Annotated in this window: 23 protein-coding genes; 20 read left to right on the top strand and 3 right to left on the bottom strand. The window is 70.0% G+C overall.

What is annotated here, in order from left to right:
* From MJ783_RS09255 to nusB, 7 genes are all read left to right on the top strand, one after another.
* A partial coding sequence (locus MJ783_RS09255) for a prepilin peptidase (RefSeq protein WP_370651573.1) occupies positions 1-717 on the top strand: 717 nt, incomplete at its 5' end.
* 61 nt (positions 718-778) lie between these two features.
* The gene (gene aroC / locus MJ783_RS09250) at positions 779-1,996 is read left to right on the top strand and encodes a chorismate synthase (protein ID WP_239309968.1); all 1,218 of its coding nucleotides are present in this window, start codon (positions 779-781) and stop codon (positions 1,994-1,996) included.
* The gene (locus MJ783_RS09245; RefSeq protein ID WP_239309967.1) at positions 1,993-2,523 is read left to right on the top strand and encodes a shikimate kinase; all 531 of its coding nucleotides are present in this window, start codon (positions 1,993-1,995) and stop codon (positions 2,521-2,523) included. Before aroC ends, MJ783_RS09245 begins: the two co-directional genes overlap by 4 nt.
* Entirely contained in the window at positions 2,520-3,698 is a 1,179-nt protein-coding gene (gene aroB / locus MJ783_RS09240; RefSeq protein WP_239309966.1) for a 3-dehydroquinate synthase, read from the top strand. Before MJ783_RS09245 ends, aroB begins: the two co-directional genes overlap by 4 nt.
* 10 nt (positions 3,699-3,708) lie before the next feature.
* On the top strand, positions 3,709-4,152 hold the full coding sequence (gene aroQ / locus MJ783_RS09235) for a type II 3-dehydroquinate dehydratase (protein WP_370651572.1): 444 nt from the start codon (positions 3,709-3,711) through the stop codon (positions 4,150-4,152).
* Between the two features lie 103 nt (positions 4,153-4,255).
* On the top strand, positions 4,256-4,819 hold the full coding sequence (efp, locus tag MJ783_RS09230) for an elongation factor P (RefSeq protein ID WP_239309965.1): 564 nt from the start codon (positions 4,256-4,258) through the stop codon (positions 4,817-4,819).
* Complete coding sequence (gene nusB / locus MJ783_RS09225) at positions 4,816-5,223, top strand: transcription antitermination factor NusB (protein ID WP_370651575.1); 408 nt, start codon at positions 4,816-4,818, stop codon at positions 5,221-5,223. The genes efp and nusB overlap by 4 nt, the downstream gene beginning before the upstream one ends.
* Before the next feature lie 289 nt (positions 5,224-5,512).
* Here nusB and MJ783_RS09220 read toward each other — a convergent pair whose 3' ends face one another.
* Positions 5,513-6,013, bottom strand: a complete 501-nt coding sequence (locus MJ783_RS09220) for a transcriptional regulator (RefSeq protein ID WP_239309963.1) — start codon at positions 6,011-6,013, stop codon at positions 5,513-5,515.
* A gap of 374 nt (positions 6,014-6,387) precedes the next feature.
* On the opposite strand from MJ783_RS09220, the gene pyrR reads away from it, so the two are divergent.
* The 12 genes from pyrR (at position 6,388) to metK (ending at position 20,696) form a co-directional block, all read left to right on the top strand.
* Positions 6,388-6,984 (top strand): bifunctional pyr operon transcriptional regulator/uracil phosphoribosyltransferase PyrR, encoded by a 597-nt coding sequence (gene pyrR, locus MJ783_RS09215; protein WP_255720349.1) that lies wholly within the window; start codon positions 6,388-6,390, stop codon positions 6,982-6,984.
* A 91-nt stretch (positions 6,985-7,075) separates the two neighbouring features.
* On the top strand, positions 7,076-7,996 hold the full coding sequence (locus MJ783_RS09210) for an aspartate carbamoyltransferase catalytic subunit (RefSeq protein WP_239309976.1): 921 nt from the start codon (positions 7,076-7,078) through the stop codon (positions 7,994-7,996).
* A gap of 61 nt (positions 7,997-8,057) precedes the next feature.
* Positions 8,058-9,401, top strand: a complete 1,344-nt coding sequence (locus MJ783_RS09205) for a dihydroorotase (RefSeq protein ID WP_239309962.1) — start codon at positions 8,058-8,060, stop codon at positions 9,399-9,401.
* A complete protein-coding gene (locus MJ783_RS09200) occupies positions 9,398-10,426 on the top strand; it encodes a hypothetical protein (protein WP_239309961.1) in 1,029 nt (342 codons plus the stop codon). The genes MJ783_RS09205 and MJ783_RS09200 overlap by 4 nt, the downstream gene beginning before the upstream one ends.
* Before the next feature lie 179 nt (positions 10,427-10,605).
* Positions 10,606-11,697 (top strand): glutamine-hydrolyzing carbamoyl-phosphate synthase small subunit, encoded by a 1,092-nt coding sequence (gene carA / locus MJ783_RS09195; protein WP_239309975.1) that lies wholly within the window; start codon positions 10,606-10,608, stop codon positions 11,695-11,697.
* 79 nt (positions 11,698-11,776) lie between these two features.
* Entirely contained in the window at positions 11,777-15,223 is a 3,447-nt protein-coding gene (gene carB, locus MJ783_RS09190) for a carbamoyl-phosphate synthase large subunit (RefSeq protein ID WP_239309960.1), read from the top strand.
* A gap of 40 nt (positions 15,224-15,263) precedes the next feature.
* Positions 15,264-16,010, top strand: a complete 747-nt coding sequence (pyrF, locus tag MJ783_RS09185) for an orotidine-5'-phosphate decarboxylase (RefSeq protein WP_239309959.1) — start codon at positions 15,264-15,266, stop codon at positions 16,008-16,010.
* A 261-nt stretch (positions 16,011-16,271) separates the two neighbouring features.
* On the top strand, positions 16,272-16,589 hold the full coding sequence (gene mihF / locus MJ783_RS09180) for an integration host factor, actinobacterial type (protein WP_239309958.1): 318 nt from the start codon (positions 16,272-16,274) through the stop codon (positions 16,587-16,589).
* 513 nt (positions 16,590-17,102) lie between these two features.
* Positions 17,103-17,648, top strand: coding sequence for a guanylate kinase (gene gmk / locus MJ783_RS09175; protein WP_239309957.1), 546 nt, complete (start codon positions 17,103-17,105; stop codon positions 17,646-17,648).
* Positions 17,649-17,825: 177 nt separating this feature from the next.
* Complete coding sequence (gene rpoZ / locus MJ783_RS09170) at positions 17,826-18,110, top strand: DNA-directed RNA polymerase subunit omega (protein WP_239309956.1); 285 nt, start codon at positions 17,826-17,828, stop codon at positions 18,108-18,110.
* A 26-nt stretch (positions 18,111-18,136) separates the two neighbouring features.
* Complete coding sequence (gene coaBC, locus MJ783_RS09165; RefSeq protein ID WP_239309955.1) at positions 18,137-19,459, top strand: bifunctional phosphopantothenoylcysteine decarboxylase/phosphopantothenate--cysteine ligase CoaBC; 1,323 nt, start codon at positions 18,137-18,139, stop codon at positions 19,457-19,459.
* 40 nt (positions 19,460-19,499) lie between these two features.
* Positions 19,500-20,696: a methionine adenosyltransferase gene (gene metK, locus MJ783_RS09160; protein ID WP_239309954.1), complete on the top strand. Its 1,197-nt coding sequence runs from the start codon at positions 19,500-19,502 to the stop codon at positions 20,694-20,696.
* A gap of 183 nt (positions 20,697-20,879) precedes the next feature.
* Here metK and MJ783_RS09155 read toward each other — a convergent pair whose 3' ends face one another.
* Positions 20,880-21,431: an NUDIX hydrolase gene (locus tag MJ783_RS09155; protein ID WP_239309953.1), complete on the bottom strand. Its 552-nt coding sequence runs from the start codon at positions 21,429-21,431 to the stop codon at positions 20,880-20,882.
* Here MJ783_RS09155 and MJ783_RS09150 point away from each other — a divergent pair.
* Complete coding sequence (locus MJ783_RS09150) at positions 21,412-21,927, top strand: hypothetical protein (protein WP_239309952.1); 516 nt, start codon at positions 21,412-21,414, stop codon at positions 21,925-21,927. The two genes, MJ783_RS09155 and MJ783_RS09150, sit on opposite strands and share 20 nt — an antisense overlap.
* 761 nt (positions 21,928-22,688) lie before the next feature.
* Here MJ783_RS09150 and MJ783_RS09145 read toward each other — a convergent pair.
* Positions 22,689-24,116, bottom strand: a complete 1,428-nt coding sequence (locus MJ783_RS09145; protein ID WP_239309951.1) for an ATP-binding protein — start codon at positions 24,114-24,116, stop codon at positions 22,689-22,691.
* Positions 24,117-24,516 lie beyond the last annotated feature (400 nt).

Here is a 24,516-nt window from a genome sequence, read left to right as displayed (position 1 = left end):
GGCATCGGTGTCGGCATCGGTGTCGGCCGCGCCCGGCGGCGGGCCACCCCCGTGAACGTGCTGGGAACCGCGTCCAGCATAGTGATCGTCCTTGCCGCGCTGTGTGTCGTCCCGGCGCTTCCCGCGTTGGTGGGCGCCTTCGAGCCGGTCGACGGTGAGCGGATCCGGACACCGGTGCCCACCGGCTGGTCGCTGGGCGTGCTCACCGGCGTGGTGGTCGCCGCGTTCGCGGCCGCATTAAACGATCATGTCAGTTGGCTGCCGGCATACGCCTATCTGGGGGTGACGGGAGTGCTGCTTGCCGTCATCGACATCAGGGTTCATCGGCTGCCTGACGCGATCACCCTGCCGTCCTATCCGATCCTGGCCGCGCTGTTCGGGCTCGCGGCCGTCGTGGACGGGGACCTGGGACGATGGTGGCGCGGTCTCCTCGCCGCCGCGGTCGTGTCCGTGGTGTCCGCGGGGCTGTGGGCGTTGCCCGGCGCCGGCCTGGGGTTCGGCGACGTGAAGCTGGCCGGCCTGCTCGGCGGCGCCCTCGGGTGGCTTGGCGCCTCGGCCGTCCTCACCGGGTTCGTGGTGGGGATGACGCTGGCCGGGATGTGGGCACTGCTCCTGCTGGTGACCAGGCGCGCCAGCCTGAGCGCGCGCATCGCGTACGGGCCGTTCCTGCTCGCGGGCGCCTTCGTCGCGATCGTCGGTTGGCCCGCGCGGCCATGACCGGCCCGCCCGCCATGACCGGCCCGCCGTCGATGGCCGGCCCGCATGGAAGACTGGGTGCATGCTGCGCTGGTTGACTGCTGGGGAGTCGCACGGCCCGGCCCTGGTGGCAACCATCGAGGGGCTGCCGGCCGGGATAGGGGTATCCAGCACTCAGATCGCCGACGAGCTCGCCCGCCGCCGGCTCGGTCACGGCCGCGGCGCACGGATGAGCTTTGAGCGTGACGAGGTCGAGCTGCTGGGGGGAGTGCGCCACGGCCGCACCCTGGGCGGCCCGGTCAGCGTCGTCGTCCGCAACACCGAGTGGCCCAGGTGGCGTCAGGTCATGGCGCCGGATCCGATCGACAGCGCGGAGCTGGCGGGGCTGGCCCGAAACGCTCCGCTGACCCGTCCGCGGCCTGGTCACGCGGATCTGGCCGGGATGCAGAAGTACGGGTTCGCCGACGCCCGGCCCGTGCTCGAGCGGGCCAGCGCCCGGGAGACCGCGGCGCGCGTCGCCCTCGGGACCGTCGCGAAGGCCCTGCTCCGCCAGGCGTACGGCATTGAGGTCGTCTCCCATGTGGTGGCGATCGGCGGGGTGGCGGTACCGCCCGGCTCGCCAGCACCGCAGCCGATGACCATGGACGTGGTGGACGCCGACCCGGTCCGCTGCGCCGACCCGGCGACGAGCCTGCGGATGGTCGCCGAGATCGACGCCGCCCGCCGGGATGCCGACACCCTCGGTGGGATCGTCGAGGTCCTGGCCTACGGCTGTCCACCCGGGCTGGGCAGCTACGTCCATGGTGATCGTCGCCTCGACGCCCGGATCGCCGGTGAGCTCATGGGCATCCAGGCGATCAAGGGGGTGGAGTTCGGTGACGGTTTCACCACAGCCCGGCGGCGGGGGTCGCAGGCCCACGACGAGATCGAACGGCTGCCCACCGACGGGACGCCGGGCGGGCCGTATCGGGTGCGCCGGGCCAGCGACCGTGCCGGCGGCATCGAGGGCGGGATGACCACCGGCGAGCCGCTGCGGGTCCGGGCGGCCATGAAGCCGATCTCGACGTTGTCCCGGCCGCTGGCCACGATCGACGTCGCCACCGGGGAACAGGCGGTCGCGATCGCGCAGCGTTCGGATGTGTGCGCGGTACCCGCGGCGGGGGTCGTCGCCGAGGCCATGGTCGCGCTCGTGCTCGCCGACGCGGCGGTGGAGAAGTTCGGTGGCGACTCGGTGGCGGAGTCCCGGCGCAACTGTGAGATGTACGTGCAGTCGCTGGTCATCAGGTCGGAGCCGGTATGATCGTCGCTGTCGAGGGCGGACGGCGGCCGCTCGTGGTGCTGGTGGGCCCGCCCGGCTCCGGGAAGACCACGGTGGGGCAGCTGCTCGCGCGGCGGCTCGGTACGAGCTTCCGTGACACGGACACGGATGTGGAGCTGCGGGCCGGGATGCCGGTTGCCGACATCTTCGTCGAGCGCGGTGAGGAGGCGTTCCGTGCGCTGGAACGGGATGCGGTCGCGCGCGCTCTGACCGGGCATGACGGTGTCCTCGCACTGGGTGGTGGCGCGGTGCTGGACGCGGCGACGCGGGCGTCGCTACGCGGCCAGCGGGTCGTCCACCTCGACGTCGGGGTCAGCGACGCGGTGGCGCGGGTGGGGCTCGCCCGGGACCGCCCGCTGCTCGTCGAGGCCCCGCGTACCAGGATCGCGGCGATGCTGCGGGCACGCGCGCCGTTGTATGCCGAAGTCGCGGCTGTGGTGGTGGACACCGCGGGCCGCACACCCGAGGAGGTAGTCGAGTTGGTCGAACAGGCGGTGGTCAGGCCGTGACGGTGGCGCCGGTAACCCGGCTGGAGGTCGCTCCGGACGGCGTGCGGCCGTACGAGGTCGTCGTCGGTGAGGGTCTGCTCGGCGACCTCGCCGATCTGGTGGCCGGGCGGACCCGGGCCGCGGTGATCCATCCGCGGGCGCTGCGGGCGACCGCGGACGCCGTGGTCGCGGACCTGCGGGCGACGGCCACGGTCGAGGCCCACGCGATCGAGGTCCCGGACGGCGAGGAGGCCAAGAAGCTGCGCATCGCCGGCTTCTGCTGGGACGTCCTCGGCCAGGTCGGTTTCACCCGTGACGATGTCGTCATCGGCCTCGGCGGCGGAGCCGCGACCGACCTCGCCGGCTTCGTGGCCGCGTCCTGGCTGCGTGGCGTCGATGTCGTGCAGGTGCCGACCACCGTCCTGGCGATGGTGGACGCGGCGATCGGCGGCAAGACCGGGATCGACATCGATGCCGGCAAGAATCTCGTCGGCGCCTTCCATCACCCCCTGGCCGTGTTGTGTGACCTCGCCACCCTCGCGACCCTGCCCGCGAGCGAGCACGCCTCGGGGCTCGCGGAGGTGGTGAAGGCGGGCTTCATCGCGGACCCGGCCATCCTCGATCTGCTTGACGACGACCCCACGGGCCGGCGCCATCAGCGTGAGCTGCTGGAGCGGTCGATCAGAGTCAAGGCGGGCGTCGTGTCGGCCGATCCGCAGGAGGCCGGCCGGCGGGAGATCCTCAATTACGGGCACACCCTGGGGCATGCCATCGAGAAGGTCGAGGGCTTCAGCTGGCGCCACGGTGCCGCGGTGTCCGTCGGGATGGTCTTCGCCGCTTCCCTGAGCCGGCTCGCGGCGGGCCTGGACGACGCCACCGCTGACCGGCACCGCGAACTGCTCGAACGTATCGGCCTGCCCACGACCTACCGGGCGGACCGCTGGGCGGATCTGCTGGACGCGATGCGGGTGGACAAGAAGAGCCGCGGTCGCCGGCTGCGCTTTGTCGTCCTCGACGCGCTGGCCTGCCCGCGGGTGCTCGACGATCCGGACCCGGCGCTGGTGGTGGCCGCCTTCTCGGAGGTCGCCCGGGAGCTGTCGGAGCTGCCGGCCTCGTCCGGCGCGGGTGGTGGGGCCGGCGGCCCGGCCGTCGATGCTCCGGTGATCGCCGGCCCGGCTCTGGGAGTCCGGTCGTGAAGGTCCCATCGTGAGGGTGATGGTGCTCAGCGGCGCGAACCTCGGCCGGCTGGGCCGGCGGGAACCGGCGGTGTACGGCAGCCGTGACTATAACGATCTTGTCGCTGCCTGTCAGCGGCAGGCCGCGGAGCTGGGCCTGGTGGTGGACTGCCGGCAGACCGACGACGAGGCCACGATGCTCGCCTGGCTGCACGAGGCCGCGGACACTGAGGCAGCGGTGGTACTGAACCCGGGGGCATGGTCGCATTACTCCTACGCGCTGCGCGACGCCGCCGCCGAGGTCCGGGGACCGCTGGTAGAGGTGCACCTGAGCCAGACCCATGCCCGGGAGGCCTTCCGGCACCACAGCGTGATCAGCGCGGTGGCGGCCGGGACCATCACCGGGCTGGGCTTCGACTCGTACCTTCTCGCGTTGCGGGCGATCGCCGCCCGCCGGCCGCGCGACGGCGCCTGACACCTCGGCTGGCGGGCGGCTGTTCGGTATGGCTATAGACTCTCCCGAGATCCCCGTCAGTCGAACGGACCAACCTGCTGGTCCGGCTGGAGAGTTGCGCGCAGTGGCGACCACGAATGACCTGAAGAACGGCATGACACTCGACCTCGACGGCACCTTGTGGAGCGTCGTCGGGTTCCAGCACGTCAAGCCCGGGAAGGGCGGGGCGTTTGTCCGGACGACGCTGAAGAACGTCCTGACGGGCAAGGTTGTCGACCGTACGTTCAACGCCGGTGTGAAGGTGGAACTGGCGACCGTCGACCGGCGGGAGATGAGCTTCCTCTACCGCGACGGCGCGGACTTCGTCTTCATGGACAGCGAGTCGTTCGACCAGCTGCCGATCCCGCCCGACGTCGTCGGCGATGCCGCGAACTACATGCTGGAGAACACCACCGCGACGGTGGCGCTGCACGACGGCGCGCCCCTGTACGTGGAGCTCCCGGCGAGCGTCGAGCTGATTATTTCGGAGACCGAGCCGGGGGTGCAGGGCGACCGCTCCACCGGTGGCAACAAGCCCGCGACGCTGGAGACCGGTGCCACCGTCCAGGTCCCCTTGTTCATCACCACCGGTGAGAAGGTCAAGGTCGACACCAGGGACGGCCGTTATCTCGGCCGGGTGACGAGCTGAGCGCCCGGTCGAAGGCTCGCAAGCGTGCTCTCGACATCCTCTACGAGGCCGACATGCGCGGGAACAGCTTCACCGACACGCTTGCCGAGCGTCTCGCGCAGGCCGATCCGCCGGTGCCGGAATACACCGTCAGCCTGGTCCAAGGTGTTGTCGAGCGCCTCGCCGACATCGACGGGATGCTGTCCGACCACGCGCAGGAGTGGACGCTTGAGCGGATGCCGCCGGTCGATCGCAACATCCTGCGGATCGGCGCTCTGGAACTGCTCTGGCGTGAGGACATCCCCGACGGGGTGGCCATCGACGAAGCGGTCGAACTCGCCAAAACGATCTCGACGGAACACTCGCCCGCGTTCGTCAACGGCCTGCTGGCGCGGCTTCTTGATCTTAAGAGCGCCCGGCAGTAGGGGATTGGCTCAAGGAGCGGGGCTGGGGTGCGTGCCCCAGCCCGGTGACGCCGCGCCCGTTGGTGCTGGTCGCTCTCAGCCAGGGTGAAAATCCCGGTCGTGACCGGCGAGATTCGGCCCAGCGCTGATCCGGGCCTGGTCCCGGCCTGGTCCGCCGGATGCCGGGAGCCTCCGGCGGACCACCCTCGCGTTCTGGCGCCTCGGAGCCGGATCGCGCTCCTTGAGCGCCTCCGGCTGAGAGCCTCCGGCCGCGCGAAAGGAACCATGCTCGCGCGGCCTCAGGCACACCCTAGGCGGACTCGCTGATGCTGACTTCCTGATTCTGGTCGGGGCTCAGCACCCCCCACGAGACAAGCTGCTCGGTGAGCTTGCTCGGTGAGGTGTCGTAGATGACGGCGAGAGAACGCAGGTCCTCATAGCGGATCGAGAGCACGCGGCCGTTGTAGTCGCCGCGTTGGCTCTGAATGGTTGCCGCGTAGCGGGCGAGCGGGCCGCCCTGCTCCTTGGGCACCTGGGAAAGACGCTCCAGGTCGAGGACGATGCGCGGCGACTGCTCGAGTGGAGCCACGGTCGAGCCTTCGGGGAGGAGCTCTCCCACCGGGACGCCGTAGAACTCGGCAAGTTCGGACAGGCGTTGCACCGTAACGGCGCGGTCTCCGCGTTCGTAGGAGCCCACGACGACAGCCTTCCACCGCCCGTGCGACTTCTCCTCGACGCCATGAAGCGAGAGCCCCTGCTGGGTGCGTATTGCGCGCAGCCGAGTACCGAGCGCCTTCGCATAGTCGGACATCGGAGTGCCCACTCCCGTCGTGGTCGATCAGTTGGAACCGGGGCTCTTGCCGCCGGTGGTTACCCATAGTAGTCCCGGGCCGGTTGCGGCTCGACACCAGGGGGGTCGTGTTGGCTCTTTCTTTGTACCACTTTCTGTAGTACTCCGATCGCGCTAGGCGCTACGGCTATGGGAACTTCCCCACAAAGGACTGTTCATGCGCGTCGGGTTCTAAGGTTGTAACGTGCAGTGACAATCTAGTGCGTCAAAGAGCGTGCGGTCGTGGTTCCTTTCGCGTACCCGCAGGTCGAAGGGCCTGTGCGGGTGCCTGATACCGTCATCCGAACCGCTCCTTTAAGGGCCGTCCAGTGAGGCGGGGAAGGAGGGACACCGTCATGGCCACAACCGCCACGGGTGGATCCTTGCCCGGTCCGGAGGCATCCGGCCAGGGCACCGTTCGTACCGTCCTCTCCGGCGCGGACATCGGTCGGGTACTCACCCGGATGGCGCATCAGATCCTGGAGAAGACCTCCGGCGGTGCCGGCGTCGTGCTTCTCGGTATCCCCACCCGGGGGGTGCCGCTGGCGCACCGGCTTGCCGCCCGGGTCCGCGCGGTGGAAGGCATCGAGCTCGGGGTGGGTTCGCTCGACCCGACCATGCACCGCGACGATCTGCGGCTTCGGGCGGTCCGCCCGCTCGAGGTCACCGACCTTCCCGACGGGGGGATCGACGGCTCGACGGTGATTCTCGTCGATGACGTCCTGTACTCCGGGCGCACGGTGCGAGCGGCTCTCGACGCGCTGGCCGAGTTCGGCCGGCCCCGGGTGGTGCAACTTGCGGTCCTGGTGGACCGCGGCCACCGGGAACTGCCGATCCGGGCCGACTATGTGGGCAAGAACATGCCGACCTCCCGCCAGGAGGTGGTAGCGGTCCGTCTCGTCGAAACCGACGACCGTGACGCGGTGATGATTGTTTCGGAAGGGGCGGGTTGATGAACGGCCTCGCCCGCGGGTGGCGGCGGCATTCTCGGCCGGCCCGCGGCGCCCGCACCCGCTGGCGGATGCCGGCCAGGTGGGTCGTGTGATGCGTCATCTGCTTTCCGCGGAAGATCTTGGTCGGGATGACGCCCTGCTCGTGCTCGACACGGCCGAGTACATGGCGACCGTCGCGGACCGGTCGGTCAAGAAACTGCCGACCCTGCGCGGTCGTACGGTGGTCAATCTGTTCTTTGAGGACTCGACCCGGACCCGGACGTCGTTCGAGGTCGCGGCCAAGCGGCTGTCCGCTGATGTAATCAATTTCTCCGCCCGCGGCTCGAGCGTCTCCAAGGGAGAAAGCCTCAAGGACACCGCGCTCACCCTCGAGGCGATGGGCGCGGACGTGGTGGTGTGCCGGCACCCGGCCAGCGGGGCTCCGCGCCGGCTTGCCGGGTGGGTGCGCGGCAGCGTGGTCAACGCCGGGGACGGCACCCATGAGCATCCGACCCAGGCGTTGCTCGACGCGTTCACCATCCGGCGCCGGCTCGGTCGTCTCGACGGCCTGTCCGTCACAATCGTCGGCGACATCCTGCACTCCCGGGTGGCCCGGTCCAACATGTGGCTGCTGTCGACCCTGGGAGCGGCCGTGACGGTGGTCGCCCCGCCCACGCTGGTGCCCGTCGGGATCGAGCGATGGCCGGTCACGGTCTCCTACGATCTGGACGCGGTGCTGCCCAAAAGCGATGTCGTCATCGTGCTGCGGGTCCAGCGGGAGCGGATGACGGCGGCGTTCTTCCCCACGGAGCGGGAGTACACCCGCCGGTACGGCCTGGACGCCGACCGGCTCGCGGCCATGCCGGCGTCCGCGCTGGTGATGCATCCGGGGCCGATGGTGCGTGGCATGGAGATCGCCTCGGATGTGGCCGACTCGACCCGCTCGACAGCGGTCGAGCAGGTCGCCAACGGCGTAAGCGTGCGGATGGCTGTTCTGTACCTGCTGTTGGGCGGTACCAGGGAGGTGGCATGACTGTGCTCTCGGTGGTCTGTGCCGCCGCACTCCCTACGATGTTCGTTCTGGAGGCCGCTTCATGACGCAACGCGTTGACGCCGCCGTGCGAGATCCGGTGGACAGCGGCGGACGCTGGCTCCTGCGCGGTGTCCGGCCGCTCGGTGGGGCCGCGGTGGACATGCTCCTGGATGGCCCGGTGCTGGCCGAGATCGGGCCGGCCCTGTCCGCGCCCGGCGCGACCGTCCTCGACGCGGACGGTCTGATCGCGTTGCCTGGGCTGGTGGACCTGCACACCCATCTGCGCGAACCGGGCCGGGAGGATGCCGAGACCGTCGCCTCGGGCACCCGGGCGGCGGCACTGGGTGGTTTCACCACCGTGTTCGCGATGGCCAACACCGAGCCGGTCGCGGACACCGCCGGGGTGGTGGAGCAGGTGTGGCGGCTCGGCCGGACCGCCGGGCACTGTGATGTGCGCCCGGTCGGCGCGGTCACCGAGGGGCTGCACGGTGCCCGGCTCGCCGAGCTGGGCGCGATGGCCTCATCGGCGGCGGCCGTCCGGGTGTTCTCCGACGACGGCAACTGTGTGTCCGACGCGGTGCTCATGCGCCGGGCGCTGGAGTACGTCAAGGCCTTTGACGGGGTGATCGCCCAGCACGCTCAAGAACCCCGGCTGACCGAGAACGCGCAGCTGAACGAGGGCGTCGTGTCGGCACGGCTCGGCCTGCCCGGGTGGCCGGCCGCCGCCGAGGAGGCGATCATCGCCCGGGACGCGCTGCTGGCCGGGCATGTGGGCTCGCGGCTGCATGTCTGTCACGTCTCGACCGCGGGCTCGGTGGAGATCCTGCGCTGGGCGAAGTCCAAGGGCTGGCGGGTCACGGCCGAGGTCACCCCGCACCATCTGCTGCTCACCGACGACCTGGCCGCCTCCTACGACCCGGTCTACAAGGTCAACCCACCGCTGCGGACCGCCGCCGACGTCGAGGCACTGCGCGCCGGGCTGGCCGACGGCACCATTGACTGCATCGCGACCGATCACGCTCCCCACGCCCCGCAGGACAAGGAAACGGAGTGGGCCGCCGCCCGTCCCGGCATGGTCGGCCTGGAGACCGCGCTGTCGATCGCGATCATGGTCATGGTGGAGCCAGGGCTGCTGGACTGGGCCGGGCTCGCCGACCGGATGGCGGGCGCCCCGAGCCGGATCGGCGGCCTGCCCCAGGCGTCGCGGGACGTGGCCGCGGCGCTGCGCCCAGGCGCCGTGGCGAACGTCGTCCTGCTTGATCCGGCGGCCCGCTGGACGGTGGATCCGCACGCGTTCGCCAGCCGCAGTCGCAACACCCCCTACGCCGGCCGCAGCCTGCCTGGACGTGTCCAGGCCACATTCTTGCGGGGGCGTCCCACCGTGCTTGACGGGAAGATCGTATGACCGACCATCTCACCTTCGCCGCTTCGCTCGTCACCGTCGCCGACGGTCTTGCCGGTACGGCGCCGCAACGCGGTCCCGACCGCCTGGGCCTGCATCTGGTGTTCGCCCTGGGCTGTCTGCTGCTGTTCGTGGCCGCGGTCGGCGGGATGCGCCGGACCTGGCGTCACCGCGCTGAGCGGCAGGAGGAGGACCTCCCCGATCTGCCCGTGGTCCCCGGCCAGACAGGTACCGTTCTCACCGCGCCGCTCAAGGGCCTCTACCTGGGGACGGTCGATGCCGGGCACTGGCTCGACCGCATCACCGCCCGGGGGCTCGGCGGGCGCGCGGACGCGTACGTGACCGTCTACGAGCACGGGATCCAGGTGGACCGCACGGGCAGCGAGCCGTTCTGGATCCCGCGGGATGCCGTCCGCGGCGCTCGGCTGGAACGGGCACACGCCGGCAAGGTCGCCGGTGCCGGGCGCATCATCGTTTTGGCCTGGTCGTTCGGCGGTCATGAGCTGGAGACCGGCCTGCGCGGGGACGACCGGGCGCGCCAGCCCAAGGTGGTGCGCGCGGTGCACGGCCTGATCGGGCCGGCCCCAGGGCCCACCGACGGCGAGGTCACCAGGCCGCGGCCGGTGGGCCGGGCGGTGTCACGGCTGCGTCCGCGAACGGCCGGCCAGGGGCCGGAGAGCACTCGCCCGGTCCCGCCGGTACCGCCCGCGGCCGGTGATGGCGTGCCACCGGCCCGCTCACCCGGCGCGCTGGGTAACAGCCCACCGGTGCTCGGCCCCGCCACCGTGCCGGGTGCGTCCCGGCCGGCGGGCACCTCCCCGATACCCGTCGTGACCCGCGCGCCCCGCTCCACTGACTCTCCCGGGTCACGCGGTGGGCCGGGAGGCGCCTACCCACCGGGCTCCCGGCCCGGCCCGGCCGGTACCGGTAAGGACGGCTCGGGGTACTCCGCCAACGCGGCCCAGGTTGATCCCCTCACGTCCCCGCTGGGGGACGTCGTCCGGAAGATGAAAAAGGACATCTGGTGAGCGTGGGCGGGAGCGAGAGCGAGAGCGCGTCGAATGACGTGGAGAGCGGGCCGTCGCGGCGGACCGCCAGCGCGGTGAACTGGGACGAGGCGGGTCTTCCTGGCGGCGTGGGCGATCCGGCGCGGCCGGCGGCGCTCGAGGACGGGAGCGCCGGGCCCCGGACCCACGCGGTACGCCTGATGCTTGAGGACGGGCGCGGTTTCGTCGGTGAGGCCTTCGGCGCGGTGGGGGAGGCCTTCGGCGAGATCGTCTTCGCCACCGGCATGACCGGCTACCAGGAAACGCTGACCGACCCGTCGTACCACCGCCAGATCGTGGTCATGACCGCGCCACACATCGGCAACACCGGCATGAACGACGATGACGACGAGTCATCGAAGATCCATGTTGCCGGGCTCGTGGTTCGTGACCCAAGCCGGATCGCCTCCAACTGGCGGTCACGCCGCACTCTGGACGACGCGCTGGTGGCCGCCGCAGTGGTGGGCATCAGCGGTGTCGACACCCGGGCGCTCACCCGCCATCTGCGGGAACGCGGCGTGATGCGGTGCGGGATCGCCGATGCCGGGCAGGACGCGGGCGCCCTGCTTGAGTCGGTGCGCGCGAGCCCACGCATGGCCGGCGCGGACCTGGCGCCGGAGGTCAGCACCCGGGAACCATACGTGGTGCAGGCCGCGACCGGTACGCCGATGTTCCGGGTTGCCGCGCTCGATCTGGGCATGAAGCGGTCGACGCCGTTGGCGCTGTCCGCGCTCGGGTGCCAGACGCACGTCCTGCCGGCCCGCGCCGGTGGCGAGGCCCTGCTCAACCTCGCCCCGGACGGGGTGTTCCTGTCCAACGGCCCAGGCGATCCCTCGACCGCGGACTACGCGGTCCAGGCCGTGCGCCGGGTGCTCGACGCCGGGATCCCGGTCTTCGGGATCTGCTTCGGCAACCAGGTGCTCGCTCGGGCGCTGGGTTTCGACACCTACAAGCTGGCCTACGGCCACCGCGGGGTGAACCAGCCGGTTGCCGACACCGCGACCGGACGGATCTCGGTGACCAGCCACAACCACGGCTTTGCCGTCAGGGCGCCGCGTGACCGCGTCACCGACACGCCCTACGGGCGGGTCGAGGTCAGCCATGTGGCGCTCAACGACGGTGTGGTGGAGGGCATCGCCTGCCTGGACGTGCCCGCCTTCAGCGTGCAGTTCCATCCGGAGGCGGCGCCCGGCCCCCACGACGCCCACGATCTGTTCGAGCGGTTCCGCGATCTGATGGCGGCTTCCCGGTGAGCGCCGGCGCAGGATACAGCGGGCCGGATACTCCCGCGCAGGCGTACGCGCGGGGATGCCGATGGGAGGTCAGGCACTGATGCCGCGGCGAGAAGATCTGAGCAGCGTGTTGGTCATCGGGTCCGGGCCGATCGTTATTGGCCAGGCCTGCGAGTTCGACTACTCCGGTACCCAGGCCTGCCGGGTGCTGCGCGCGGAAGGCCTGCGGGTGGTGCTGGTCAACAGCAATCCTGCCACGATCATGACCGACCCGGACCTGGCGGACGCCACCTATGTCGAGCCGATCACGCCGGACATGATTACAAAGATCATCGATCGGGAGCGGCCCGACGCGCTGCTCGCGACGATGGGCGGCCAGACCGCGCTGAACGCCGCGGTCGCGCTGCACGACTCCGGTGTCCTCGACCGGTACGGCATCCGCCTGATCGGCGCGAACATCGACGCGATCCGGGCGGGGGAGGACCGCCAGGCGTTCAAGGACATCGTCGCGTCGGTCGGTGGTGAGACCGCGCGCAGCGCCATCTGCACGACGACCCAGCAGTGCCTCGACGCCGCCGAGGAGTTCTCCTACCCGGTTGTGGTACGCCCGAGCTTCACCCTCGGCGGCGCCGGCAGCGGTTTCGCGCACGACGCCGGTGAACTTCGCCGGATGGCCGCGGACGGCATCACCGCGAGCCCGTCGTCGGAGGTGCTCGTCGAGGAGTCCGTCCTCGGCTGGAAGGAGTTCGAGCTCGAGCTGATGCGCGACCGCGCCGACAACGTGGTTGTGGTCTGCTCGATCGAGAACATCGACCCGATGGGCGTGCACACCGGTGACTCGGTGACAGTGGCACCGGCCATGACGCTGACCGACCGGGAGTACCAGCGGATGCGGAACATGGCCATCGCGGTCATGCGTGCCGTGGGTGTCGACGCGGGCGGCTGCAACATCCAGTTCGCGGTGGACCCGGCCACCGGGCGGCTCGTCGTGATCGAGATGAATCCCCGGGTGTCCCGGTCATCAGCCCTGGCGTCGAAGGCCACCGGATACCCGATCGCGAAGATATCGGCGAAGCTCGCGCTCGGGTACACCCTTGACGAGATCCCCAACGACATCACCCGCACCACACCGGCGGCGTTCGAGCCGGCGCTGGACTACGTGGTGGTGAAGGCACCCCGGTTCGCCTTCGAGAAGTTCCCCGGCGCGGACCCGACACTGACGACCACGATGAAGTCGGTCGGTGAGGCCATGGGGGTGGGGCGAAGCTTCGGGGAGGCGCTGCAGAAGGCCCTGCGGTCGTTGGAGCAGCCCAGCGCGGTGTTCTCCTTCGCCGGTGACGAGCCCGCGACCGTCGATGAGCTGCTGGGCCGTGCCCGCGTCCCGCATGACGGGCGGCTGCGCACGGTGCAGCGGGCGCTGCGCGCCGGCGCGGACCCGGCCCAGGTCACCGAGGCGACCGGCATAGATCCCTGGTTTGTCGAACAGATCGCCAACCTCAACGAGATCGCCGAGACCATCAGCCGCGACTCCGCCGGGATCCTGCGGGCCAAGCGCGCGGGGTTCTCCGACGCGCAGCTCGCCGAGATCCTCGGGACCAAGGAGGATGTGGTCCGCACGTTCCGGCACCGCGCCGGCATCCGGCCGGTCTACAAGACGGTCGACACCTGCGCGGCCGAGTTCGCCTCGGCCACGCCCTACCACTACTCGTCCTATGATTCCGAGACCGAGATCGTCGCCAGCGACCGGCCGCGGGTCATCGTCCTGGGCAGCGGGCCGAACCGGATCGGGCAGGGCATCGAGTTCGACTATGCCTGCTGTCACGCGGTGATGTCGCTGTCGGCGGCCGGTTATGAGACGATCATGATCAACTGTAATCCGGAGACGGTGTCCACCGACTACGACACCGCCGACCGGCTCTACGTGGAGCCGCTCACCGTCGAGGACGTCCTGGAGGTCGTCCACGCCGAGCGGCAGGCCGGCCCGCTGGTCGGCGTGATCGTCCAGCTTGGCGGCCAGACTCCGCTGGGCATCGCGGCATCGCTTGCCGCCGCTGGCGTCCCGATCGTCGGGACGGCACCGCGCGCGATCCACCTGGCCGAGGATCGTGGCCTGTTCGGCCGTGTGCTCGCCCGAGCCGGGCTGCCCTCGCCGCTGCACGGCGTGGCGACGTCCTATGCCGAGGCTCGGACGGTGGCTGACCGGGTCGGCTACCCGGTGCTGGTGCGGCCGTCCTATGTGCTCGGCGGGCGCGGCATGGAGATTGTCTACGACGACCAGATGCTGCGCTCCTACATCGAGCGGGCGACCGAGATCTCCCCCGAGCATCCGGTACTGGTCGACCGTTTCCTCGACGACGCCGTCGAGATCGACGTGGACGCCCTCTACGACGGCACGGATCTGTACCTGGGCGGCGTGATGGAGCACATCGAGGAGGCGGGGGTCCACTCCGGGGACTCGGCGTGCGCCCTGCCACCGATCACGCTGGGCCGTGCCGACCTGGAGCGGATTCGTGAGTCCACCCGGCTGATCGCGGACGGAGTCGGGGTGCGGGGCCTGCTCAACGTCCAGTACGCGATGCAGTCCGACGTCCTGTATGTCCTGGAGGCCAATCCGAGAGCGTCGCGCACCGTCCCCTTCGTGTCGAAGGCGACGGCCGTGCCGCTGGCGAAGGCCGCGGCCCGGGTGATGGTCGGCGCGACCATCGCCGAGCTGCGCGCGGAGGGGCTCTTGCCGCCGCACGGCGACGGCGCGACGCTGCCGATGGACTCCCACATCGCGGTGAAGGAGGCGGTGCTGCCCTTCGGCCGGTTCCGGGACGCCAGCGGCCACGGGGTGGACACCGTGCTCGGGCCGGAGATGAAGTCCACCGGTGAGGTCATGGGGATCGACGCGGGCTTTGGCACCGCCTACGCCAAGTCGCAGGCCGCGGCTTACGCGTCGCTACCCACCTACGGCCGGGTGTTCGTCTCGGTGGCCAACCGGGACAAGCGCGCGATGATTTTTCCGATCAAGCGGCTCGCGGACCTCGGGTTCGTGGTCTATGCCACCGAGGGAACCGCGGAGGTGCTGCGCCGCAACGGAGTGAAGGCGGTTGTGCTCGGAAAGCACTCGGCGCCGGACTCCGGCCTGACCGACTGCGTTGAAATGATCAATTCGGGGCAGATCAACCTTGTGATCAACACGCCGTGCGGTGTCGGCCCGCGGCTGGACGGATACGAGATCCGGACGGCGTGTGTGACGACCGGCGTGCCCTGCATCACCACCATCCAGGGCGCGGCCGCCTGCGTGCAGGGTATCGAGGCCCTGGTACGCGGCGAGATCGGGGTGATGCCGCTGCAGAGCTTCCATGCGGACCTGCACGCCGCCTGGTCCGATCGGGATCGGTCCGGCGGCTCCGATGGTGCCGCCGCCCGCCACCGCGTCCCCGCCGGCCTTCAGCCCATGGCTGCCCGGCCCGCTGACGCCCATGCCCACGGCGACCAGGGGGCGACCGGCCAAGCCACGACGGCCACGACGACGGCCACAACGACCGGGCGGACGGGCTGACAGGGCTGCCGGGGACCGCGGGCCTGACGGGGGTGGTGAGATGACGGGTCTGCCGGGGGCACGACTGGCCGCCTGGACGTCGCGGCCGCCGCTGGCGGTCGCGCTGGACGTGCCCGACGGGCCGCGGGCGCTGCGGCTGGCCCGCGCGGTGGCACCGCACGTCGCCGTTGTGAAAGTCGGTCTGGAACTGTTCTGCCGTGAGGGACCCGGCATCGTGACCGCCCTGTGGGACGTGGTCGGGGGTGATCCAGGGCCGGCCGAACGGGACCGGATCGGTCTTTTCCTCGACCTCAAGCTGCATGATATCCCCCACACGGTGGCTGGGGCGATGCGGTCAGTAGCTCCGCTCGCCCCCCGGTACGTAACCGTGCATGCGGCCGGAGGCGCGGCGATGGTGCGGGCGGCCGTTGACGCCGCGCCGGATGTCGAGGTCGCCGCGGTCACCGTGCTGACCTCCCTGGGCGCTGCCGACCTCGCCTCGGCCGGCTACGGCGAGCCGCCCGCCGACGTCGTCCGCCGCCTTGCGGCACTGGCTGTCGCCGCTGGCGCGCGGGCCGTGGTGTGCAGCCCGCGTGAGGTGTCAGGGGTGCGCGCGGAGGTCGGAAACGGTGTGACTCTTATCACTCCTGGAGTTCGAGCGCAAGGCATGAATCTCGACGATCAGGCGCGTATTGCAACGCCCGCGGCGGCGCTGGGAGCGGGTTCCGACCTTCTTGTGGTGGGGCGCCCGATCATTACATCGAGTGATCCAGGGGCTGCCGCGGCTCGGTTTGTGACCGGTAGTTGACACCGTCACGGTGCCGCTGACCTGGTGTGACGTCACACAGGCCCCGGTTGGGACATCTCGAGGCGATCTGCCCGGTACGGTGGGTCCGCGAGCGACCGAAAGCAAACAGTACGGCGCGGGCAACGCGATTCATCCGGACATCCGGGCACGGTCTTGTGGACAATAGTCCGTGGATGTACCCGTGCTACCGACTGGACCGAGACGCCCGTTACTCGCTAGTTTGCGCGGCGCCGCGATCACCCGAAAGAAGGAGGCGTACCCGTGCCCCTGCCGCCCCTGACGCCCGAGCAGAGGGCTGCTGCCCTCGAGAAAGCTGCGTTGGCGCGTAAGCAGCGTGCAGAACTCAAGGAGCGGCTCAAGAAGGCGGAAGTGTCACTCGCGTCCGTCCTTGAGAGAGCCAACACCGATGAGGTCATTGGAAAGATGAAGGTGGCTGCTGTTCTCGAATCCCTGCCCGGCGTCGGTCGTGTCCGCGCCACCAGGATCATGGAGCGGCTCGCGATCAGCGACAGCCGTCGGCTGCGAGGCCTTGGCGCCAAACAGCGTGCCGCGCTGGTTCAGGAGTTCACCAGCTCCTGAGCACTGCCAGCGTTCGGCGAGGGTGTGCCGCACATCCTCCGTCGTGGGTTCGGTGCGGTGTCCCGGTAATGGTGGAACCTCGCGCCGCCGGGCCGCCGTACCGGCTGTTTTCCGGCCTTTGGCTGGGGTGCACAGTTGAGGAAGAACCCCATCATGGATGGCCTGACTAACCAGGTAAGTCAACCAACTCGACAGGGCACCCGATGGAAGCGCCGGTGACGATCGGGGCTTCGGCGGTGTGAAAGTGCGTAGGCGTGCGCCCTTTGGCCACGACACCGGCGGCCAAAGAGTATGTGATCTTGTTTTTTTCGCATGCTCGGAGGCCTTGAGGATGACTAAGAGCGCCCGAGGATAGGGCGTTCGATCAGTGAGCGGCTCATCCGCGCCCGATCCGGCAAGACGGCGGAGGAAGGCGCCCTGGGACTGGGCGCCGACTGACGACAACGTGGCCGGGCGGGATGCGGGGAGCCGCGAGCCGGACAGTCCTATCCTCGGGCGCTCTAAGGTGTGTTGATGCGGCTCACTGTTCTGTCTGGCCCCTCGGGCGTCGGGAAGGGAACCGTCGTCGCCGAGGTGCGCCGGCGTCATCCTGAGGTCTGGGTTTCGGTCAGCTGTACGACACGCGCCCCCCGGCCGGGTGAGACCGAGGGGGTGGAGTATCGCTTTGTCGACGCCGAGGAGTTCGCGTTAATGGTCAAGACAGGCGAGCTGCTGGAGCATGCGATGTTCGCGGGGCATGCGTACGGGACGCCGCGCGCGCCGTTGGAGGCGCGGCTGGCCGAAGGGGTGCCCTGCCTGCTGGAGATCGAGCTGCAGGGCGCCCGCCAGGTGCGTTCGACGATGGCCGGCTCCCGCTTCGTCTTCCTCGCCCCGCCATCCTGGGAGGAGCTGGTCCGCCGGCTCGTCGGCCGGGGCACGGAGCCGCCGGAAGTGATCAGGCGGCGGCTCGACCGGGCACGCATCGAGCTCGCCGCCGAAGCGGAGTTCGACGAGGTCGTCGTCAACGACGACGTGACGGCGGCAGCGGCCCGCCTGGTGTTCTTGACAGCCATGAGCTGACGCCTGTCAACCGGCGGCCGGAGGACTGTTCTACGCTGGGGGCATTACCGTTGTGAACCGAGGCCTACGGGGCCGCCGCGAACCGCGCCCAACCGGTTCTCCACCGCCCTGGCCACATCCGATCATGATGGCGGCTCGCCGTGAGCTGGCCGCCCCCGCGTTTTCCGGAAGGACACCGTGTCCGGCACTGTCGCACAGCCTGAAGGCATCACCAACCCACCGATCGACGAGCTCCTGGAGGCGACCGACTCCAAGTACAGCTTGGTGATCTACGCCGCGAAGCGGGCCCGCCAGATCAACGCCTACTACTCGCAGCTGGGCGAGGGCCTGCTGGAGTATGTCGGTCCGCTGGTGGAGACGGCCAGCGCGCAGGAGAAGCCGCTGTCCATCGCGTTGCGTGAGATCAACGCCGGTCTGCTGACGCACGAGACCGTCAGCGAGCCGTTGCCACCGGTCTCCTGAGCGGCCTGGAGCCGGGCGCGCCTCCGGTGCCGGCCGCGTCGCCCGCGCGTCGCCCGCGCGTCGTGCTGGGGGTGGCCGGCGGGATCGCGGCCTACAAGGCGGTCGAGGTACTTCGCCAGCTGACCGAATCCGGGCATGACGTCCGGGTCGTACCGACCGACTCGGCGCTGCGGTTCGTCGGTGAGCCGACCTGGGCGGCGCTGTCCGGCCATCCGGTGTCGACCGGCGTGTGGGCCGGCGCGGCCGAGGTGGCGCACGTGTCACTGGGACGCGAGGCCGATCTCGTCCTGGTTGTCCCGGCCACGGCTGACCTTCTCGCGCGCGCCGCGACCGGGCGCGCGGACGATCTGCTCACCGCCACCCTGCTCACGGCGCGCTGTCCGGTCGTGTTCGCGCCGGCGATGCACACCGAGATGTGGGAGCACCCGGCGACCCGGGCCAATGTGGGGACGCTTCGGGCGCGGGGCTGCGTGGTCATTGATCCGGCGGTCGGCCGGCTGACCGGCGCGGACTCCGGGGCCGGCCGGCTCCCGGCACCGGCGGAGATCGCGTCGCTGGCGCGGGCGGTGCTGGCGCGGGCAGGATCAGCCGCCAACGCCAACGCCAACGCCAACGGTACGGGCCCGGCAGCCGGGCTGATGCCGGACCTGACCGGGTACCGGTTCGTGATCAGCGCCGGTGGTACTCGCGAGCATCTGGACCCGGTCCGTTTCCTCGGCAACTCCTCAAGCGGTCGCCAGGGCTACGCGTTGGCCAGAGCGGCGCTCTCCCGGGGCGCGCGGGTTGTCGTGGTGGCGGCCAACGTGGCTCTTCCGGAGGTGGCGGGAGCCCACACCGTCCGAGTGGTCTCGGCCGCGCAGCTGCGGGCCGCCGTGCACGCGGAGGCGGCAACGGCCCACGTGGTCATCATGGCGGCGGCGGTCGCCGATTTCCGGCCCGTCACCCGGGCGGCCCATAAGATCAAGAAATCGGATGGCGACCCGGAACCCGTCGCGCTGGTCCGTAACCCGGACATCCTGGCCGAACTGGTTGCCGCGCGCCAGCCGGGTCAGCTGCTCGTCGGTTTTGCCGCGGAGACCGGCGGGCCAGGGGCTGATCTTCTCGATCTCGGCCGGGAAAAACTCGCCCGTAAGGGAGCCGACCTGCTCGTGGTCAATCAGGTCGGTGACGGGCTCGGGTTCGAGGTCGAGGACAACGCGGCGGTGGTGCTCGGCTCGGACGGCACCGAGACGGTGATCGGACGAACCAGTAAGGATCTTCTTTCGCACCGGGTGCTCGACCTGGTCACGGCTCGACTCGCGCCCGCGGATGGCTCCGTTATCGCTGTATCCGACAGTACCCGTCGGTAGACTTCGTCGGAATCGACTGGATCTCCCAGGGGGTCAGAACGTGGCGATGCGCCTGTTTACTTCCGAGTCCGTTACCGAGGGGCATCCGGACAAGATCGCTGACCAGATCAGTGACTCCATCCTCGATGCGATGATTAAGGATGACCCGTACAGCCGCGTCGCGGTCGAAACAATGATCACGACTGGTCAGGTCCATGTCGCGGGCGAGGTCACCACAGACACCTATGTGGATATCGCGGCTGTTGTCCGGGAGCGTGTTCTCGAGATCGGCTATGACTCGTCCAAGAAGGGTTTTGACGGCGCTTCCTGCGGCGTCAGCGTGTCGATCGGCTCGCAGTCGCCCGATATCGCCCAGGGCGTCGACACCGCTCACGAGACTCGGATCGGCGGCTCGAGCGACGACGAGCTGGACAGGCAGGGTGCCGGCGACCAGGGACTGATGTTCGGCTTCGCCTGTGACGAGACGCCTGAGCTGATGCCGATGCCACTCGCGCTGGCGCACCGGCTCGCCCGCCGCCTTGCCGCCGTCCGCAAGGACGGCAAGGTCGGCTACCTGCGTCCAGACGGCAAGACCCAGGTCACCATCGAATACTCGGCCGGTCGCCCGGTCCGGCTGGACACTGTGGTCGTCTCCACCCAGCACGCGGCCGATATTGATCTTGAAACCCTGCTCGCGCCGGACATCGCCGAGTATGTCGTCGCCCCGGAGCTGGCCGCGCTTGAGATCACCACGGCGGGGCACCGGTTGCTGGTGAACCCGACTGGCCGGTTCGAGGTGGGTGGTCCCATGGGAGACGCCGGTCTCACCGGACGTAAGATCATCGTTGACACCTATGGTGGTATGGCCCGCCATGGCGGTGGCGCGTTCTCCGGCAAGGATCCGTCCAAGGTCGACCGCTCGGCCGCGTACGCGATGCGCTGGGTCGCCAAGAACGTGGTCGCCGCCGGGCTCGCCCGCCGCTGCGAGGTCCAGGTGGCCTATGCCATCGGCAAGGCACAGCCGGTCGGCCTGTTCGTCGAGACCTTCGGCACCGGCACAGTGCCTGACGAACAGATCCAGGACGCCGTGACGACCGTGTTCGACCTCCGGCCGGCCGCGATCATCAGGGACCTGGACCTGCTGCGGCCCATCTACACCCAGACCGCCGCCTACGGTCACTTCGGCCGTCCGGAGCTCGACTTCACCTGGGAGTCGACATCGCGCGCGGACAACCTGGCGGCAGCAGTCCGCGGTTAGCGCGTGCCCGATGGATGGTGGTTGATGTGGGCGCAGGTCCGCGCCATCGACGATCCATCAGGCCCACCTGAGAGCGACCGGCAGCAGGGGAGGACGCGGCATCGCGTTGCGGGTGCGCCCTGCGCGTCGCTCGCGTCATCGCTCCCATCCATCGACGACGCTGTCGCTCCCGGCCGGGGCCGGTCAGCCGGCCGGGATCGCCGACGGCCAGCCGTCCTGCAGATAGGCGGTGTGTCCGGTGCGCAGCGCGTCCACGCAGGCGCGGATGCGCCGGGCCACCCGCGGAAGAAGGAGCCGCTCCCACTCCACAGGGCCGCACAGCTGCCAGGCGGTCAGCTCGTCGGGTGGGAGCCGCAGGCTGCGTTCGGCGTCGGAGGCGGTCAGCGGCCCGCCGTCGAAGACGAAGTGCACCAGCGGCGGCCGTCCGTCCCGCTGAGCGGGCACCCAGTCGACGCCCAGCAGCCGGCCGGGGCGCAGCTCCAGTCCGACTTCCTCCCGGACTTCCCGCCGGGCGGTCTCCCACGGGTATTCGCCCGGGTCCAGGGCTCCGCCCGGGAGCAGCCAGGTGTCGGTGCGGTAGGAGGGCTGGACGAGCAGAACCCGGCCGGCCGGGTCGTGGAAGAACGCGCCGGCCGCCTGCTCGATCAGGTGAGCCTGGCGGACACCGCCGGCAAGGCGGGTCGACGAGTTGTCCGGCGGGATGGCCCAGCGCCTGATGATCGCCCGGGCCATCATGCACCAGCCTGAGGTGCTGTTCCTCGACGAGCCGACCACCGGCCTGGACCCGCAGAGCCGCCTGTCCGTCCACGACATCATCACCGGCCTGCAGGCGGCCGGGCAGACGATCATGCTCATCACCCACGACATGGCCGAGGCCGACGCGCTCGCCGACCGGATCGCGATCATCGACCACGGCCGGCTACTGACCCTGGACACCCCGACCAGACTCAAGCGATCAATCCGCGGTGGCACCGTCGTCACTGTCACCGCCGACGGCCCCGACCCGGCTGAGCTGGCCGCGGCGCTCGTAGCGAACGTGCCCGCCACCCGCGACGCCCGCCCGCTCGGCGGCACCGTCATGCTCACCGTCGATGACGGCCAGCCGGTTCTCCCCGCCGTCCTCGCCGCGGCCGACGCCTGCCACGCCCGGTTGCGTGAGGTTCGCGTCGACCCTCCGTCCCTGGAATCGGTCTTCATCCAGTTCACCGGCAAGGAACTCCGCGAGTCATGACTATTCCCGCAGCCCACACGCCACGATCCCCGGCGCTGGCGGCATTCGCCGCGCCGCTCGCCCGCGACCTGACCGTGCTCCGCAGACAGCCCGCCGACTTCATTACCCGCACCATCGTCCAGCCCCTGGGTCCAAGGCCTGGCCCTCGCCGACCCCCGCACCTACGCCAGCGAAGGACTCCGCGCAGCCGTCACCAACCAGCCCCACCTCAGCCTCCTGATCGTCTACCCCGTTCTGACCACCGCCACGGGCCTCCTCCTCTGGCAGGCCACCCGCCTCTTCACCCGCCGCGCCATCAGCTGACGACCCGCCCATAAATAGGCAGTGTTGCATCTGATGCAACATTCGGCAGTTTCTGTGATTGCGCTGCGGCAGTGCGTTTCGCGCCCGCCCGGTCCGCCGGAGCGCTCAGCTTCCAGTCGCCTGAGCTGCGGTGATGGGTCGGCTGTTGCATGGGGTGACGCGATGTTGCATCGAGTTCTGTCGGCGCACCGCCGGTCCCGGAGCTGGCCGTCGCCAGCTGGCTCGAACAGCAGGGGATGACGCTCACCGGCGACGTCCCACGGGCCGGCCCCGGGCCGGCCGAGGTCCCCGACGACATCGTCGCCTGATCTGCCAGCACCACCAGCAGAACCGACCAGGGCCGCCAAAGGGCTGCAGGAGCCGGCCGCCCGCGATGCCGAGAAGCACCGGATCGGTCCCAGATCATGACTATCCCAAGGGGTAGAACCGATCACGTCGGCACTACGGCGCGAGACGCGTTACTGGTCCGTGGGGCGGTAGAAGGTCCGTCGTCCCCGTCCGCCTTCCTGCATGACCAGGCCGCGGTCGCGTAGCGCGCGGAGGATTCTGCGAACATACTGGGCGGTCACGTTGAGCTCGGCCGCCAGGTCGTTCGCGGTCTCGATGCCGTCATGGATCGCATCGAGTACCCGCTGCTCGGCGTGAGTGAGGACCGGTCTGGTCGGGCTCTGATGGAGAACCGCGGTGAACCGGATGCCGTTGTCGATGTAGTGCGCCGGCGGCAGGCCCTGGGCTGCGAGCGCCTCCGTGATCGTGGGGATTCCGGTCGCCAGCGCTTCGATGACCCGGGCGCCGGTCTTCGGGGACCGCACATATTGGCAGATATCGACAAGACGGGCGTTGCGCGCCGAGGTCACGTAGTCGCGGCCCAGCCGATCGACGGTGATTCCGTATAGCCCGCCGGGGTTCGCCACCACGAGGCGATCCCGGCGCAGTCGCACCTCGATGGCGATGCCGGCGGACCAATGATCGAGATCCCGGTGGACTAGTGCGTTCGCGACCAGCTCCCGGAAGGCGATGAGTGGATAGACGGGCCGGTCGTGCACGGTGCCATCGGACAGGGAGACGATCGTGGTGTCGAAGGTGCGCCCGGCCCATTCCAATGCGGCATCGAGCATCCGGGGGATGGCGCCACTCATGGAGGCCTGGCTGCGTGCGCGCGTCCCCGCGGGATCGGACGGCAGCGGGTCGGCCGCTGCCCGGATGGAGTAGCGCGGGAACCACTGCTGCGGATGCACGCCAAGCGCGAGCAGGCCGGCGACCGTCGGCTGTCCGCCATCGACGGTCACGCCGGCACGGCGGAGGAGCTCGTCATCATCGCCGAAACGGCCTACTCCCATCGGGTCGCGATGGCGCACTTCGGCGAGGAACCCGTCAACCAGTTCTGGATCGAGGTCATCGTGCGTCGCGTCCTGGACGGGAGCGCGGTCGAAGCGGGGCTCCTGACGAGCGGCGAGGAAAGCCTGTTCCTCCAGCTGGCTGAGCGCGTAGTCGCCGTCGTACGCGCGGATGTAGGCCACACCGCTTCCACCGACCCGGCAGGGCTTCATCGATAGGTCACACTCGTGCACCCGCGCCAGGACGAGCGTCCTGCCCTCGGACACCGCATCGTCGATGGTCAGGCGGACTGGCGGTCTGAACGTCCGAGCCTTGTCGGCTAGTCCCTGCTTGAGCTTCTGCGGATCCGGCAGGCGGACCGGCCGGAAGTCGTTTCGCTCGTCGAGGCCGAGCAGGATCGTGCCGCCTCCGGGCTGGTTGGCGAGCGCGCTGAGCGTTGGGGCCAGGGAGTCTGGCAGCCCGCCCTCAGCCGACTTAACCTCCACGTTGGTCGAGTCACCGCCGGCCGCGCGCAAGGTCTCGATGATCTGACCCACATCTTGGACCATGCCTCAAATGAAACCACAGAGCGGGAGCATTTGGGGTCGGCACGGCGGTGACGGGTTGCGCCGCACCCAGATCTGCTGGGCGGGCGCTGCACGTCCGTGGGCGTCCACGCGCTCGGAGGGCGGATTCTCGCTGGTCGCAGGGGTAGAAGGCAGTCCGCAGCCAGACCGGTCGCTCGGTTTCACGGTGGGCGGGCAAATGCTACTCGGCAGGTTCATTTGAGTTTCGTTTGGCCTTCGGTGGGGTCCCATGTTGATGCCCTCTCTGCCAAGCTGGTTTGAGACAGAACGATCAGTCCATCGGGTGTGGCGAGTAGGGAAGGGCTGTACGACACGCACATCGGTAAATGGCGCCGGGCGCGGGACCGGGGTGCGCTGGGTGCGACGGTCGCGCCCAGGCCGG

Source organism: Protofrankia sp. Cj3, from assembly GCF_917627355.1.
Lineage (GTDB): Bacteria > Actinomycetota > Actinomycetes > Frankiales > Frankiaceae > Protofrankia.
This window is presented reverse-complemented; position numbering and strand designations above follow the sequence as displayed.

Bases quoted from the DNA above. Each gene is read 5' to 3' on its own strand.
- MJ783_RS09150 (WP_239309952.1), top strand. From the start codon at position 21,412: ATGATCGCCCGGGCCATCATGCACCAGCCTGAGGTGCTGTTCCTCGAC.
- aroC (WP_239309968.1), top strand. From the start codon at position 779: ATGCTGCGCTGGTTGACTGCTGGGGAGTCGCACGGCCCGGCCCTGGTG.
- MJ783_RS09220 (WP_239309963.1), bottom strand. From the start codon at position 6,013: ATGTCCGACTATGCGAAGGCGCTCGGTACTCGGCTGCGCGCAATACGC.
- MJ783_RS09155 (WP_239309953.1), bottom strand. From the start codon at position 21,431: ATGATGGCCCGGGCGATCATCAGGCGCTGGGCCATCCCGCCGGACAAC.
- MJ783_RS09245 (WP_239309967.1), top strand. From the start codon at position 1,993: ATGATCGTCGCTGTCGAGGGCGGACGGCGGCCGCTCGTGGTGCTGGTG.
- carA (WP_239309975.1), top strand. From the start codon at position 10,606: ATGCTTGAGGACGGGCGCGGTTTCGTCGGTGAGGCCTTCGGCGCGGTG.
- MJ783_RS09145 (WP_239309951.1), bottom strand. From the start codon at position 24,116: ATGGTCCAAGATGTGGGTCAGATCATCGAGACCTTGCGCGCGGCCGGC.
- pyrF (WP_239309959.1), top strand. From the start codon at position 15,264: ATGACGGGTCTGCCGGGGGCACGACTGGCCGCCTGGACGTCGCGGCCG.
- pyrR (WP_255720349.1), top strand. From the start codon at position 6,388: ATGGCCACAACCGCCACGGGTGGATCCTTGCCCGGTCCGGAGGCATCC.
- gmk (WP_239309957.1), top strand. From the start codon at position 17,103: ATGCGGCTCACTGTTCTGTCTGGCCCCTCGGGCGTCGGGAAGGGAACC.
- MJ783_RS09200 (WP_239309961.1), top strand. From the start codon at position 9,398: ATGACCGACCATCTCACCTTCGCCGCTTCGCTCGTCACCGTCGCCGAC.
- carB (WP_239309960.1), top strand. From the start codon at position 11,777: ATGCCGCGGCGAGAAGATCTGAGCAGCGTGTTGGTCATCGGGTCCGGG.
- MJ783_RS09210 (WP_239309976.1), top strand. From the start codon at position 7,076: ATGCGTCATCTGCTTTCCGCGGAAGATCTTGGTCGGGATGACGCCCTG.
- MJ783_RS09205 (WP_239309962.1), top strand. From the start codon at position 8,058: ATGACGCAACGCGTTGACGCCGCCGTGCGAGATCCGGTGGACAGCGGC.